Genomic DNA, 14,811 nt, shown 5'->3' on the forward strand with positions numbered 1-14,811 from the left:
AGTATTGTGCCATGAGTGACGCACGCGAAGATGCACCGCCCAGCATTGATCCTATGGTGGATTTTGAATCCGCCTTTGAAGATGCCCCCTTCAAACTGAGTGATTATCGAATTGAAGACTTTGTGACCCTGACGTTGTTCTGGGCACTTATTCTGGTGGTCTTCGCTCAGTTTTTTAGCCGCTATGTGATGGGCAGTTCTATCGGCTGGACTGAGGAAATTGCCCGTTATCTGCTGATTGGGGTTGGCTTTTTGGGCAGCGTAATGGCCGCCCGCAACGGCAGCCACATCCTGGTGGAGTTCTTCTATCATTACATGCCGGAATGGCAGGCACGCTTACTGGAGCGCTTGGTGGGTCTGGTAAGCCTTGGCTTTTATATAGCAATGGCGTGGATCGCCTATCAACTGGCAGCACGTACCAATAGCCTGATGGTATCGGTCGACCTGCCCAAGAGCATCATCTATTTCACGGTCTGTGCGGCGTTTGTATTAATGGCGCTACGTACCATCCAGCGGCTCTATCTGAAGTACCGGGATCGTACCGATGACGTTTGAGAAGTGGTTTCCCGTTATGCCATTTTTATCGAGAGGCCTGCTATGCCCCGAATTTCCATGATGCGCTGGCAAAAACCGTTAGTGTCGCCTCTTCTCTCGGTACTGGCCGTGCTGGGGTGCGTAATATTACCGCTGATGGGTTATCACCTCGGCTTCTTGTTTTTCGCGTTATTCACAATGTTGGTGCTCGGGGTTCCCATTGCGGTTAGCTTGGCGGGCGCCTGTCTGATGTTTGTACTGATCACAGGCCAAGTGCCCAGCATCGTCATAGCGCACCGCATGATCAACGGTATCGACAGCTTTCCACTGCTGGCCATTCCGTTTTTTATCTTTGCTGGCAGCCTGATGAATAACGGCGGCATCACGGAGCGGATCTTCAATTTTGCCAAGGCTCTGATGGGCTGGATGCGCGGTGGGCTGGGGCATGTGAACGTGGGCGCCAGTATCGTGTTTTCTGGAATGTCAGGGGCGGCCGTGGCGGATGCCGGTGGCCTTGGCATGATTGAAGTGAAGGCGATGAAAGATGCAGGCTACGATGAGGAATTTGCGGTGGGTATTACCGCGGCCTCATCCACCATCGGGCCGATTATCCCGCCGAGTTTACCCATGGTCATTTACGGCGTTATGGCATCAGCCTCTGTGGGCCAACTGTTTGCCGCCGGGTTAATTCCTGGGCTGTTAATGGGGGGGATGTTAATGCTGATGATCTTTATCATCTCGCGCCGCCGCGGCTATCAGCGTGACGCGATATTTTCGATGCGCGTGCTTGGGCATACCTTTAAGCGGGCTTTTCTATCACTGATGACGCCCGTCATTATCGTGGGCGGTATTATCACCGGCGCGTTTACCCCTACTGAGGCGGCGGTCGCTGCGGTGTTCTATGCGCTGATACTGGGTATCGTGGTTTACCGCACCCTGACCTGGCGTAAGCTGTTAAAAGTCAGTATGGAAACCATCGAGACAACCGCGGTCATTTTGTTGATTGTCTCTTCCGCATCAATATTTGCCTGGATACTCACCAGTAACCAAGTCACCCAGAACGTGATTGCTCTAATGGGGCCGTTTGCCGATAGCAAACTCGCCGTACTGATGATGGCCAACATTGTACTCATCATTGTCGGCTGCTTTATGGAAACGATCGCCGCGATCACCATCCTGGTGCCGGTCCTGTTGCCCATGGCGGTGGCCGTGGGTGTCGATCCCGTTCATTTTGGTGTGATTATGGTGCTCAACCTGATGATCGGCCTGTTGACGCCGCCGGTGGGAATGGTGCTCTACGTACTTTCCCGAGTATCCAATGTCAGCTTTGAGCGCTGCATGCGAGGAACCATTCCGTTCCTGATTCCGCTGGTGATCTGCTTGCTGTTAGTGACTTTTATTCCGGCTATTTCCATGTGGCTTCCCACGCTGATATACCGTTGAGCACGACCGGCTGATTAGCCGTTAACAACAATATTAGGCTTTGGAGTATTGCTTGATGACCGATACGTCATTGGATTTTCGCGTTACCCGTGAGGATTTAACGCGCTTTATGCAAGCGGCACTTGTGGCTGCTGGCGCCAATCAAGCATCTGCCGATGCCGTGAGCCGAGCGTTGGTAACCGCCTCACGCATGGGTACAGATAGCCACGGGTTACGTCTATTGCCGCATTATTTACAGGCGCTGAAAGGCGGGCGTATCAACGGCGCGCCTGACATGGTGTTTCACCAGCGCTTGGCGGCAACGGGCTTTTTAGATGCCGATGATGGGCTAGGTCATTTGGCAGGCTATACCGCCATCGAGCATGCCATGACGATGGCAGGCGACGTGGGAATGGGGGCTGTGGCGGTTGGAAACTCATCGCACTTTGGCGCAGCGGGGTGCTATGCGTTGGCGGCGGCCGAAAAGGGCTACTTGGGCATGGCGTTCTGTAACTCGGATCCGTTCGTGCTGCTCCATGACGGCGCCAAGCCTTTTCACGGCACTAACCCTATCGCCTTTGCGGCGCCGGTAGCTGGGGGCGCGCCGTATTTGTTGGATATGGCGACCAGCTCGATTCCCTGGAACCGCGTGCGGCAGTTCGGGGCGATTGGTCGCGAGCTGCCGGATCAGGTTGCTGCTAATGCTGAAGGTAAGGTGAGCCGCGTGCCTAGAGAGGTTATAGCATTGCTACCGTTAGGAGGCAGTAGCTTTGGGTTTAAAGGCGCAGGGCTTGGCGGCATGGTCGAGATACTTAGTTCGATGCTCTCGGGAATGCAGCACGGCTTCAAGCTTTTACCCATGGTCGGGCCGGATATGTCGACGCCCCGGGGCGTGGGGCATTTCTTTTTAGCAATGAAACCCGATGCGTTTGTGGAAGAAGGTACGTTTGCACGCGGACTGGCTGAATATTTAGCGGATCTCCGGGCCCAGCCTGCTACACCAGACGCGCGGGTAATGGCGCCAGGTGATCGCGAATGGCGCTGTCAGGCGCAGCGCGATGTCGGCGGCATTCCACTGGATTCTGCCAATCAGTCGGCTTATGCAGAGATCGCCAAGCAGTACCAGCTAGCGCCGCTATCTCGACTCGATTGAAGGTACAGTTGAAGGATCGCAACGGGAAATACAGTAAAGTGGCGGTGAATTCCAGGTTAACCAGGAGTGACTGCCTATGAGCAGATACCGGATCGAGCGTAAAACGCTGTCTGAACAGGTCGCCGAACAGCTTGAGGCAGAGATTCTTGAGGGGCGGCTAAGCGAAAATGATCAATTGCCTTCAGAACGGGAATTGATGGAGCAGTTTGGTGTGGGCAGGCCCGCCGTGCGTGAAGCACTGTTCCATTTGCAGCAGCTTGGGTTAATCGCGATCAACAGCGGTACGCGTGCCAGGGTGATCCGGCCTACCGCCGAAGCCGTCATGGCGAGGCTTTCTGGCGTTACCCGGCAGTTGCTTTCCAAGCCTGATGGGCAGCAGTATTTTCAGGAAGCCCGGGCGATGTTTGAGATATCGCTGGCACGTCATGCTGCGCGCCACGCAAGCGATGAGGATTTGACGCGATTGCGCGATGCGCTGTCAGACAATCGTGACGCTATTGGTGATGAGGCTCGTTTCAAGCGCTCCGATAACGACTTTCATGGCGTATTGGCAAGTATTGGCCGTAACCCGATCTTTGATGCTATTCACGTGGCGCTTTCTGAATGGCTGGATGATCGGCGCGCATTGGTATTACAGCAAAAGGGTGAGGATAAGGCGGCCACTGCTGCTCATACTGAAATCATCGAAGCGATCGAGTCCCGGGACCCTGATGCGGCCGAGGCGGCCATGCGGCGCCACCTCGACCGTCACTACGGCACCTATAGGCAGCTTAAAAAACGCCTATCGGATGTTTCTTAACGTTGCTGGGGCTAGCCCTCACGCTTACCATCCACCAAGCGCGAAACCTTAAAAGGATTATCGTCGCGCAATGCTTCAGGCAGTAAGCCAGCAGGCAGGTCCTGATAGCAAACGGGGCGCAGGAAGCGATAAATCGCGGCGCTGCCGACGGACGTGGTGCGGCTGTCGGACGTTGCCGGGAACGGTCCGCCATGCACCATCGCGTGACCCACTTCGACCCCGGTTGGCCAGCCATTGGCCAAGAGTCGGCCGGCGCGCTGCTCAAGCGTGGGAAGAAGTGATTTTGCGGCCTCCAGGTCGCCATCGTCCATTTGCAGGGTAATCGTCAGCTGACCTTCGAGCTGGTCGGCAACACGCTGCATCTCCTGCACGTCAGCGCACTCAATGACCAGCGAGGCAGCGCCGAAGATTTCGCCCTGAAGCGCGTCATCGTTAAGGAAGTCCTGAGCGCTGGCCACAAATAGCCCCGGTTGGCAGCTATGCGGGCCGCTACCTGACTGACCACGGGCCACTTCCTTGACGCTTGGCTGGCTAGAAAGGGCGGAGACACCGCTTTGATACGCCTCATGGATGCCGGGCGTCAGCATCGTTTGGGCGCCGCTGGCTTTAACGGCTTCCCCAGCGGTAGAGATAAACGCATCCAGGTCAGCGCCTTTGAGGCCAATGACCAGGCCAGGGTTGGTGCAGAACTGGCCAGCACCCATGTTTAGCGAAGCGACAAAACCTTCGGCAAGCTTGTTGCCGCGTGCTTTCAGCGCTTCGGGGAACAGGAATACCGGGTTGATGCTGCTCATCTCGGCATAAACGGGAATCGGCTCGGGACGCGCCTGGGCAGTCGCCATCAAGGCCATGCCGCCGCTGCGTGAGCCGGTAAAACCAACCGCTTTAATACGCGGGTCTGAGACCAGCGCCTGGCCAATATCGCGACCTGAGCCGAACAGTAGCGAAAATACCCCTTCCGGCATGTTGCACCTGGCCGCGGCGCGTTGAATAGCGCGACCTACCAGCTCAGAAGTGCCGGGATGGGCTGAATGGCCTTTTACGACCACAGGGCAGCCTGCCGCCAGCGCCGAGGCGGTATCGCCCCCTGCTACGCTGAAAGCCAACGGGAAGTTGCTGGCGCCGAACACGGCCACGGGGCCAAGCGGAATATGGCGCTGGCGTAAGTCGGCACGCGGCATGGGCTTACGCTCAGGCTGGGCCGGGTCGTAGCGTAAATCCAGCCATTCGCCTGCGCGCACTACCGAAGCGAACAGCCGTAGCTGGCCACAGGTCCGACCCCGCTCGCCTTCAAGGCGCGCTTCAGGCAGGCCGGTTTCGGCCACGCCGCGCTGGGTCAAGTCAGCACCAATGGCCTCAATTTCTTCGGCAATGGTTTCCAGGAAGTGAGCGCGCGCTTCAAGTGAGGTTTCGCGGTATTGATCAAACGCCGCCTCGGCAAGCTGGCAGGCGCGCCTGACCTCAGCTGCTGTGCCACCGGCGTAGGTGGGTTCGAGGGACTCATTGGTTGCTGGATTGATGGCATTGATAGGCTTGCTCTGACCAGCGACTAGATGTGAACCAATCAGCATATATCCTTGTATAGTCATATTTTCCTCCAAATGGGGTGAAACAGAGTAGATTTACCCAATCAGGTCAACCAAAAACAGGAAGCTCTGCGGGAAGTAGGCAGTGATCAGTAATACGAGAAACATACTGACGAGAAAAGGCAAAATGGCTCGACTGATTCGACTGACGCTAACTTGCGAGATAGAGCTGGCCACAAACAAGTTAACGCCTAAAGGTGGAGTGCAGAAGCCAATTGCGAGGTTTACTGTCATCATGATACCGAACACTAAAGGGTCCATGCCGACTGCGATTGCCACAGGTAATAGAATTGGGGTCAGGATGATGATTGCCGAAATAGTTTCCAAGAACATGCCGACCATCAGCAGTAGCATATTTATCAGAGCTATGATGACCAGAGGATTATCTGACAAACTTTGTAGAGCGATAGCTATCTGCTGTGGTATTTCGGCGATTGTAACTAGGCGACCAAAAGCGATCGAGAACAACACTAGAGCCAGAATTCGTGCACTTACCTTGGCACTTGAAAACAATACCTCATATAGGTTTTTGAGGGTGAGTTCTTTATAAATGAAAACACTAACTAAAATTGCATAAAACACGGCGATCGCGCCCGCCTCCGTGGGGGTGAAGATGCCACCATAGATTCCTCCAAGGATAATAACGGGCGTAAGAACAGCCCAGAATGAACGCTTTAATACTGTCTTAAAGGGCAAGATATCTTCAGGGGAGTTAACTGTTTGATTGATGGATATTTGACTATCGTAGTTGGTAACTAGCAAGCGACTTGTGACTGCGAAGAACAGCCCTAATAGTAGGCCAGGTACAATGCCCGCTATGAACAGTGAACCGATAGAGACATTAGCGCTAACACCGTAGACAATTAACGGAATGCTGGGTGGGATTAATACACCAATCATGCCTGAAGAGGCGGTTAAGGCTGCTGAAAAATCATTCCGGTATCCTAAGCGCTTCATATGAGGGATCAGATTGGAACCGACTGCCGCAACCGTAGCTGGTGAAGAACCAGAAATCGCAGCGAAGAACATGGATGCGAGAATATTGACGTAAGCAATACCTGCGCGGACACCGCCGACCAATCGGTAGGCTAAGTCGACAAGCCGACGAGAAAGCCCTCCTGTCTGCATGATTTCTCCCGCTAAAATAAATAGCGGTACTGCAATCAGTGTAAAAGAATCCGATAAACTAATCGTAGAGCTGACCAGAGTATTCAGAGACGGCGCACTAGGTACGATCAACGTTGTAACTAGCACCGATATGCCTAAAGAAATTGCAACGGGAAAGTTGAGCATCAGTGCGGCGAATAGAGCACCGAATAAAGTGATACTGAGCATGAGTATATATCCTTATACTTGGACGTTATTTGAAATAAATTATTTCGTTGTAAATCAGTCTGAGCATTGATAACAAGCAACCTGACAATACAGACAAGTACAGGATATAAACTGGTAGCCCTAATACGACAGAGGACTGACGCCAGATAAAGGGCTTCAGCATTGTTTGGTAGGTGGTGTAAGCAAGAACCCCTAAAAATATTAGACTACCGACTGATACTAGCAACCGAAATGCATGCTGAGCGTAGCGATGTTTGAATAGGTAGGTGATGCCACCGATGCTAATATGCTCATTATTAACATAATTAGCTGAGATGCCTAGCCAGGCCATCCATAGAAAGAACCATGAGGTGAGTTCTTCAGACCATGCAAGTGAGCTTCCACTTACATAGCGCATGAAAACTTGAAGCAGTACCAGAATAACGATTGCTGATATAGAGACAACACAGAGTAGTTTCTCTACTTTATTAATATAGTTCATGCTGGCCTCAGGTACGGTTTTGGGAGCATGACGCCACACTCCCAAAATACCGTGGTAGATTGAAAGCTATTGAGACGAGAACTCGCTAACCTTGTTCATCCATACATCGTAGATATCGCCACCAACGCGTGCCCTAAACTCTTCTCTTGCAGGCTGAACGGCATCAACGAAAGCTTGACGTTGCTCATCGCTAAGTGCAATAACTTCAACACCTGAAGCTTCAATTTCTTGGATGTATTGGCTGTTCTCTTCTTCTATAAGAGTAAAGTCATATTCAATGGCTTCTGCCATCGCTTCACGAAGAAGAGATTGATCATCTTGGCTGAGCTGGTCATAGAAGGACTTGTTAATTACTGGCAAATAAAGCGCCAGCACATGATCGGTTAGGGTCATGAATTCTTGTACTTCATGAAACTTCTGGGTGTAAATTTGAGATATAGGGTTCTCCTGCCCATCAATTACATTGACTTGCAGGCCTGCATACACCTCACCGAAGTTCATAGGGGTTGGGTTGGCACCCAATGCCTCAAAAGCAGCTATATGGGTTGGTACTTTCATTGTACGCAGCTTAATTCCCTGAATATCCTCTGGAGAACTGACAGGGCGTACATTGTTGGTCAGCACACGCTGCCCCATCTCCATCCAGCCTAGGCCAGTTAAGTCTAGGTCATTCAGGCGATCCATAAGTATGTCGCCAGCTTCGGAGTTCAAGACTTTAAAAGCAACTTCCTTGTTAGGGTATATAAAAGGCAGTTCGGCTACCTCGAATGCGGAATCCCATTTAGCAAAAAAGGAGGGGGGTTCTACAGCCATTTCAACCGAGCCTGCTAGCACAGCTTCTACCATCCCTGTATCACCTGCAATCTGACCAGATGGAAATATAGTGATGTTAATGCGCTGGTCGCTGCGTTGTTCCACTATATCTTCAAATTTTTCAAGTGCTTTGTGCATATGAAATTGTGGGCTGGAACCATGGGCGATACGGATCTCGATATCTGCGGCTGATGCCGAAACAGATGCTGTCATCACTGCAGAAAAAACTCCCAGTGAAACAAGTGTTTTTTTCATTTTCATCTTCATCTCCAGCTTTTATTGGCTTTGTTAGTGCTCAGCTTGTCTGAGCGTAAAATATTTATAGTGATTTGATGCTTGAGGTTTTTGATAGTTTAGTTCTATCGAACTTAACGAGGTTACGAAGGGCTCGTCCCAATGCCGGTAGCTCAATCTCAAAGCGATCCCCGTCTTGCGTGACAATGCCATCCGCAAAACTGAGCGTTGCTGTACCAAAGTAATGCACGTGCACAGTACCTGGCCGCCGGAACTGCGCGTATTTGAAATGATGGTATTCCAGATTGGTTAAGCTATGAGCCATGTTGGCTTCACCGGTGAGAAAGGGCTTTTCCCATAGTGTTTGGCCATCGCGAACAATGCGGCTTGTGCCCTCTAAATGTTCGGGTAGTTCACCGAGCAGTAATTCAGGCCCAAAGCTGCAGGCGCGCAGCTTTGAGTGAGCTAACAAAAGGTAGTTAGCGCGCTCGGTGATATGGTCGGAGAGTTCGTTTCCCACAGCATAGCCAAGACGATAGGGCGTACCATCAGGAGCATTGATATATAGGCCGACTAATTCGGGTTCTTCACCGGCATCTTCGGCGAAAGAAGGCACCAGAAAGGCATCTTCTGGTGCAACAATGATGCTGCCATCGCCTTTATAGAACCATTCAGGTTGGGCACCCACTGTGCCGTGGGCGGGCTTGCCGCCTTCGACTCCTTGCTTGAACATACGCATCGAGTCAGTCAGTTCCTCTTCGCTGACTTGGGAGGGGGTATGCATGGCTGATCGAGTGTCGGCGCTTCCCAGATGAGTTAAACCGGTACCGGTAACTAAGCAGTGAGCTGGATCTGGATGAGTTACAGGTGGTAGCAGCAAGCCCATATCTAGTGCTTGGTTGTAATCCACTAGTTCATGACTGCGGTGACGTTCGATCAGAGCGATGAGAGAGCTTCCCTCATCGAGTGCAGCCTGCGCTAGTGCATAGGTACCGCCTGGGTAATCAACCAGGCAGAGACGAGTCGAACTTTCAACCACTGCGGTGCGTACGCCATGGGGCATTTGCAGTTGTACGATTCTCATTGAAAGTACCTCACTCGATAATATGAAACTGATCGAAATAACGCTCATTGAGCTTCAAGCCAAGTCCCGGCGTATTGTCGTCCAGATCAATAAACCCATTGATCGGTTCGGGGTCGCCTTCAAAGAGGTAGTAGAACAGCTCGTTACCAATCTCCACATCATTAACTGGGAAGAATTCCGACATCGGTGATGCCAACGTTGACATGGTCAAGTGATAGTTATGCATCTGTCCCGCATGAGGTATGACGGGGACGCTGAATGCTTCAGCAAGGGCGTTGATCTTATGCGCAGCGGTAATACCACCTACCCTATTCGTGTCATATTGAATGACTGATACTGCGCGTTTTTCCAACAACTGGCGAAAACCGTAAGAAGTGAATTCGTGCTCGCCGCCGGAGATAGGAATGTTGGTGAGTTGGTTGAGTTCGGCATAGCCATCTATATCATCGGCGATGACCGGCTCTTCAAGCCAGCGTGGCTCAAAGCGCTCCAGCTTGGGCAGCATGCGTTTGGCGTACTCAAGGTTCCAACCCATGTAGCATTCGAGCATTAAGTCGATGTCGTCGCCAATAACTTCGCGAATCGCAGCGACACTATCAAGGTTCTCGCGCATGCCTGCTGGGCCGTCTTTAGGGCCATATCCAAACCGCATCTTCATTGCAGTAAAGCCTTGGTCTAGATAAGACTGGGCTTCATCTTGCATACCTTTAAGATCAGTGCGATAGAGCTTTGAAGCGTAACAAGGAATTTTCTCTTTTGTACGACCGCCAAGTAGCTTAAACACCGGTTTACCAACGGCTTTGCCCATAATATCCCAGATGGCAATATCTACGCCGGAAATAGCTGCCATACCAATACCTTTGCGTCCCCAAGCATGAGTTGAGCGATACATGCGCTGCCAAAGGTATTCGTAGTCGAAAGGATCCTGCCCGATAACCAATGGGGCTAGGTATTGATCAATAATGGCTTTGGCGATTCGCGGCGCTAGGGCAACATTGCCTAAGCCGACAATCCCGTTATCAGTCTCTATCTCAACAGTCGTCCACCCGTGAAAGCGGAACGTGCCCATTGAGTCTCCACGATCCCAGAGCTCGTCCATAGCATTAGAACAGAAGTGAGGTTGGGAGGGCACCGTGTGCCCTTTCCATTCGAAGACACGGGTACGGACATTGGTAATTTTCATTATGACGTTCCTTTAAAAGTACTAGCTAAGTGTTTGTAGTAAAGCGCTCTGGCGTAGGTTTTACTCTTACAGCAGGCGACCATGAAAAGCCTTCAGTTGTATGGACGATTGAATCAATTATCTGGTTTGGTAACCGTACCAGTTGGCGTAAATTTATGGCATGACTGTATCGCTCGTCAATAGATAAAGTGCTGAATATAGACCTTCGTCTATAAAGGGTTGTATATGACAATTACGATTTTTTGGTCTAATATTTAGACCAGTTGGTTAGGGACTATATTTATGGATAATCCAGCATTTGCTTTTGAGAAGGCTCTGAAAAATAAAACAAAAAAAGAAATATTGATGGAAAAATTAATTGATATGCTGTTAACAGGCTTGCTTAGAGAGGGCGACTTGCTGCCTAGTGAAAGAGAGCTTTCACAGCTCTTTGAGGTTAGTCGAGAAACTGTGCGGGGTGCGCTTGCACAGATGGCTGCGTACGAATTAATAAACGTTTCCCATGGTACCAAAACCCGGATTAGTGCAAATGAGGAGGCACTTTCGCGTTTTGCTGATATACGCGAAGCGATTAGGACAAGTGAGATAGAGCACTTCGATATAGAGTGTGTTTTTGAAAGCCGCATTGTTGTTGAAGCAGCGATTGCAAGGCGAGCTGCTACCAGAATAGATCAAAGGGGCATCCAAAAGCTTGAACGAATGCTTGATGCACAAAGCAAGTTGTTCGACTCTCCCGTTAGTTTTCAGTTATCAGACCAAGGATTTCATAAGCTGATTTCTGAGTACGCTGATAACACACTTCTATTGCGTTATGGGCAAGAGCTTTATGATTATGGGTTAAATATTCGCCGTCAAGTAATGGTGGAGGCTGGTGCGATTGAGCGTAGTTACCAAGAACACGTGTACATCGTTGATGCGCTGAAGAGTAACGACCCAGATGCCTCAGAGCGAGCCATGCTTTCTCATTTGGACAGTGTCTATCGTACGACTAAAGAAAAGGCCAGAGGTTGTTAATGTTTTACATGGGCAACCATAACCCCCACAAATCAATGCCATCATGCTGTCGTCATTTCGCTTGAGTTTATTGTAACGTGTTGCAATAGCGCGATACTGTTGTAGTGGCATAGTGAATTTGGCCTCCTGTTAGAGGTGCTAATGCAAACATCCTGGTTTTAGTGGCATCGCTGATTAGAGTTTTCCGCCCGTTGGTGTTTCGCCAGGTATTCTCATGGCGTCAAGTCTTCCAGTGAATCGTGGGGACACTCATCGTTGTATTCCGTCATCCATGACTCGGTCAGTTGTCGGGCTTCGGTAAGGTCCGAAAGGCATACATGTTCAGGATCTCATCCCGGTAAGTGCTTCAGCCGGTGGTTTTCCTCTTCAAGCTCCTTAAGGCGTTTCACATCAGAAGCTTCCATGCCTCCGTATTTAGATTTCCAATTGTAGTAGGTCGCATCGGAGGTGCCGTACTCCCGACATACTCCCTTGGCCGGGCGGCCTCCCTCGACCTCTCTCAGGATTTTGATGATCTGTGTCTCGCTGGTTTAACCAGCGAGGCAATAGTATGAACAGGCAGGCTGTTAGCCCTCGCGCTTGCCATCGACCAAGCGCGAAACCTTAAAAGGATTATCATCGCGCAATGCTTCTGGCAGTAAGCCAGCAGGCAGGTCCTGATAGCAAACGGGGCGCAGGAAACGATAAATCGCGGCGCTGCCGACGGACGTGGTGCGGCTGTCGGACGTTGCCGGGAACGGTCCGCCATGCACCATCGCGTGACCCACTTCGACCCCGGTCGGCCAGCCATTGGCCAGGAGTCGGCCGGCGCGCTGCTCAAGCGTGGGAAGAAGTGATTTTGCGGCCTCCAGGTCGCCATCGTCCATTTGCAGGGTAATCGTCAGCTGACCTTCGAGCTGGTCGGCAACACGCTGCATCTCCCGCGCATCAGCGCACTCAATGACCAGCGAGGCAGCGCCGAAGATTTCGCCCTGAAGCGCGTCATCGTTAAGGAAGTCCTGAGCGCTGGCTACAAATAGCCCTGTTTGGCAGCTATGCGGGCCGCTACCTGACTGACCACGGGCCACTTCCTTGACGCTTGGTTGGCCCGAAAGGGCGGAGACACCGCTTTGATACGCCTCATGGATGCCGGGCGTCAGCATCGTTTGGGCACCGCTGGCTTTAACGGCTTCCCCAGCGGTAGTGATGAACGCATCCAGGTCAGCGCCTTTGAGGCCAATGACCAGGCCAGGGTTGGTGCAGAACTGGCCGGCACCCATGTTCAGCGAGGCGACAAAGCCTTCGGCAACCTTGTTGCCGCGCGCTTTCAGCGCCTCGGGGAACAGAAATACCGGGTTGATGCTGCTCATCTCGGCATAAACGGGAATCGGCTCGGGACGCGCCTGGGCAGTCGCCATCAAGGCCATGCCGCCGCTGCGCGAGCCGGTAAAACCAACCGCTTTAATACGCGGGTCTGAGATCAGCGCCTGGCCAATATCGCGACCTGAGCCGAACAGTAGCGAAAATACCCCTTCCGGCATGTTGCACCTGGCCGCGGCGCGTTGAATAGCGCGGCCTACCAGCTCAGAAGTGCCGGGGTGGGCTGAATGGCCTTTCACGACCACAGGACAACCCGCCGCCAGCGCCGAGGCGGTATCGCCCCCTGCTACGCTGAAGGCCAGCGGGAAGTTGCTGGCACCGAACACGGCCACGGGGCCAAGCGGAATATGGCGCTGGCGTAAGTCGGCACGCGGCATGGGCTTACGCTCAGGCTGGGCCGGGTCGTAGCGTAAATCCAGCCATTCGCCTGCGCGCACTACCGAAGCGAACAGCCGTAGCTGGCCGCAGGTCCGGCCCCGCTCGCCTTCAAGGCGCGCTTCAGGCAGGCCGGTTTCGGCCACGCCGCGCTGGGTCAGGTCAGCACCAATGGCCTCAATTTCTTCGGCAATGGTTTCCAGGAAGTGAGCGCGCGCTTCAAGTGAGGTTTCGCGGTATTGATCAAACGCCGCTTCGGCAAGCTGGCAGGCTTTTTCAACCTCGGCGCGGCTACCACCGGGATAGCGCGGCTCCAGTGTCTCGCCGGTGGCCGGGTTAACGGCAACAATATCGGCTTGAGTACCGGTGACGGCCTGTTGACCGATAAGCAGTGTACCTTGCAGTGTCATGTAGCCTCCTGTTAAAGCGCGTTGACGATGGTTGTTTCGTACTCGTGATTCGTTGGCATGCGCAGCGTGTTACGTAGCGGGCGGCCAAAATCGTTAAGCGTGATCTCGAAACGATCACCATCGCGGGTTTGAATCTGATCAGCAAAGCTAAGAGTAGCCGTGCCGAAGAAGTGGACGTGGACATCGCCCGGGCGGCGAAAGCCTGCGTATTTGAAGTGGTGGTGCTCAAGATTGGCGAGGCTGTGGGCCATATTGGACTCACCGGTTAAAAATGGCTTTTCCCACAATGTTTGACCATCGCGCACAATGCGGCTGGTGCCTTCAAGGTGGGCAGGCAACTCTCCGATCAACAGCTCTGGCCCAACGCTACAGGCGCGCAGTTTAGAGTGCGCCAGCCATAGGTAGTTAAAACGCTCGGTAACATGGTCGGAAAATTCGTTACCCACAGCGTAGCCAATCCGCCACGGAGTGCCATCGTCAGCCACAATATAGAGCCCCGCAAGTTCTGGTTCTTCACCAGCATCCTGGGCAAACGCGGGAGAAGGCATGTCTGCTTCCGGCGCGACGATGCAGTCGCCATCGCCTTTATAGAACCATTCCGGCTGCGACCCTTCGGCGTTATCGGAAGGCTTTCCGCCTTCAACGCCGAGTTTGAACATGCGCATGGAGTCGGTCAGTTCCTCCTCGGCCACTTGGGTTTTGGCATGCATGGCGGACCGGGTATCCGCGCTGCCCAAGTGGGTGAGGCCGGTGCCGGTCACCAGGCAGTGAGCGGGGTCGGGGTGAGTGAGCGGCGGTAGCAGGCGCTGCTCATCTATCAACGACTGATAATCGATCTGAGCGTCGCCGAGTCGCGATTTGATGGCTTGCTCAAGCGACTCCCCGGCGGCGATAGCTGCTTTGGCTAACGCATAGGTGCCGCCGTCGATCATTATAGGGCGTACGGTCTGGGTATCCTCCACCAGAGCGGCCCGGACTTGGTCCTGATCGAGGTATTGAATCAAGCGCATATATGATGTCCTTATATAAT

13 protein-coding genes and 3 pseudogenes are annotated in these 14,811 nt (G+C 52.6%); 5 read left to right on the forward strand and 11 right to left on the reverse strand.

Annotated elements, in window-relative coordinates; translation table 11 throughout:
- Positions 1-11 precede the first annotated feature (11 nt).
- The 4 genes from FKN99_RS11410 to nanR all read left to right on the forward strand — a co-directional run bounded on the left by FKN99_RS11410 (position 12) and on the right by nanR (position 3,907).
- Positions 12-554, forward strand: coding sequence for a TRAP transporter small permease (locus FKN99_RS11410; protein ID WP_172117957.1), 543 nt, complete (start codon positions 12-14; stop codon positions 552-554).
- Positions 555-596: 42 nt separating this feature from the next.
- On the forward strand, positions 597-1,976 hold the full coding sequence (locus tag FKN99_RS11415; protein WP_253927031.1) for a TRAP transporter large permease: 1,380 nt from the start codon (positions 597-599) through the stop codon (positions 1,974-1,976).
- 55 nt (positions 1,977-2,031) lie between these two features.
- Positions 2,032-3,108 (forward strand): Ldh family oxidoreductase, encoded by a 1,077-nt coding sequence (locus FKN99_RS11420; RefSeq protein WP_172117958.1) that lies wholly within the window; start codon positions 2,032-2,034, stop codon positions 3,106-3,108.
- A gap of 76 nt (positions 3,109-3,184) precedes the next feature.
- Positions 3,185-3,907, forward strand: coding sequence for a transcriptional regulator NanR (nanR, locus tag FKN99_RS11425; RefSeq protein WP_172117959.1), 723 nt, complete (start codon positions 3,185-3,187; stop codon positions 3,905-3,907).
- 11 nt (positions 3,908-3,918) lie between these two features.
- On the opposite strand, the gene FKN99_RS11430 is transcribed toward nanR, so the two are convergent.
- From FKN99_RS11430 to FKN99_RS11455, 6 genes are all read right to left on the reverse strand, one after another.
- Positions 3,919-5,496, reverse strand: coding sequence for an aldehyde dehydrogenase (NADP(+)) (locus FKN99_RS11430; RefSeq protein ID WP_172117960.1), 1,578 nt, complete (start codon positions 5,494-5,496; stop codon positions 3,919-3,921).
- A gap of 33 nt (positions 5,497-5,529) precedes the next feature.
- Positions 5,530-6,828 (reverse strand): TRAP transporter large permease, encoded by a 1,299-nt coding sequence (locus FKN99_RS11435; protein ID WP_172117961.1) that lies wholly within the window; start codon positions 6,826-6,828, stop codon positions 5,530-5,532.
- 25 nt (positions 6,829-6,853) lie between these two features.
- Positions 6,854-7,309: a TRAP transporter small permease gene (locus tag FKN99_RS11440; protein ID WP_172117962.1), complete on the reverse strand. Its 456-nt coding sequence runs from the start codon at positions 7,307-7,309 to the stop codon at positions 6,854-6,856.
- Positions 7,310-7,375: 66 nt separating this feature from the next.
- Entirely contained in the window at positions 7,376-8,383 is a 1,008-nt protein-coding gene (locus tag FKN99_RS11445) for a TRAP transporter substrate-binding protein (protein ID WP_216658054.1), read from the reverse strand.
- 58 nt (positions 8,384-8,441) lie between these two features.
- Positions 8,442-9,440: an AraD1 family protein gene (gene araD1, locus FKN99_RS11450; protein WP_172117963.1), complete on the reverse strand. Its 999-nt coding sequence runs from the start codon at positions 9,438-9,440 to the stop codon at positions 8,442-8,444.
- 10 nt (positions 9,441-9,450) lie between these two features.
- Complete coding sequence (locus FKN99_RS11455; RefSeq protein WP_172117964.1) at positions 9,451-10,623, reverse strand: L-rhamnonate dehydratase; 1,173 nt, start codon at positions 10,621-10,623, stop codon at positions 9,451-9,453.
- Between the two features lie 282 nt (positions 10,624-10,905).
- On the opposite strand from FKN99_RS11455, the gene FKN99_RS11460 reads away from it, so the two are divergent.
- A complete protein-coding gene (locus tag FKN99_RS11460; protein ID WP_172117965.1) occupies positions 10,906-11,637 on the forward strand; it encodes a FadR/GntR family transcriptional regulator in 732 nt (243 codons plus the stop codon).
- A 4-nt stretch (positions 11,638-11,641) separates the two neighbouring features.
- Here the strand turns inward: FKN99_RS11460 and FKN99_RS17925 are convergent.
- The 5 genes and pseudogenes from FKN99_RS17925 to araD1 (FKN99_RS11480) all read right to left on the reverse strand — a co-directional run.
- Positions 11,642-11,742 (reverse strand): annotated as a pseudogene (locus FKN99_RS17925) (IS5/IS1182 family transposase); the annotation flags it as partial.
- Positions 11,743-11,849: 107 nt separating this feature from the next.
- Positions 11,850-11,933: pseudogene (locus FKN99_RS18145) on the reverse strand (integrase core domain-containing protein); the annotation flags it as partial.
- Between the two features lie 42 nt (positions 11,934-11,975).
- Positions 11,976-12,152: pseudogene (locus tag FKN99_RS11470) on the reverse strand (transposase); the annotation flags it as partial.
- A 51-nt stretch (positions 12,153-12,203) separates the two neighbouring features.
- Positions 12,204-13,781, reverse strand: a complete 1,578-nt coding sequence (locus FKN99_RS11475) for an aldehyde dehydrogenase (NADP(+)) (RefSeq protein ID WP_172117966.1) — start codon at positions 13,779-13,781, stop codon at positions 12,204-12,206.
- Between the two features lie 11 nt (positions 13,782-13,792).
- A complete protein-coding gene (araD1, locus tag FKN99_RS11480) occupies positions 13,793-14,791 on the reverse strand; it encodes an AraD1 family protein (RefSeq protein WP_172117967.1) in 999 nt (332 codons plus the stop codon).
- Positions 14,792-14,811: the final 20 nt, after the last annotated feature.

The organism is Halomonas hibernica (assembly GCF_013183775.1).
GTDB lineage: Bacteria > Pseudomonadota > Gammaproteobacteria > Pseudomonadales > Halomonadaceae > Vreelandella > Vreelandella citrativorans.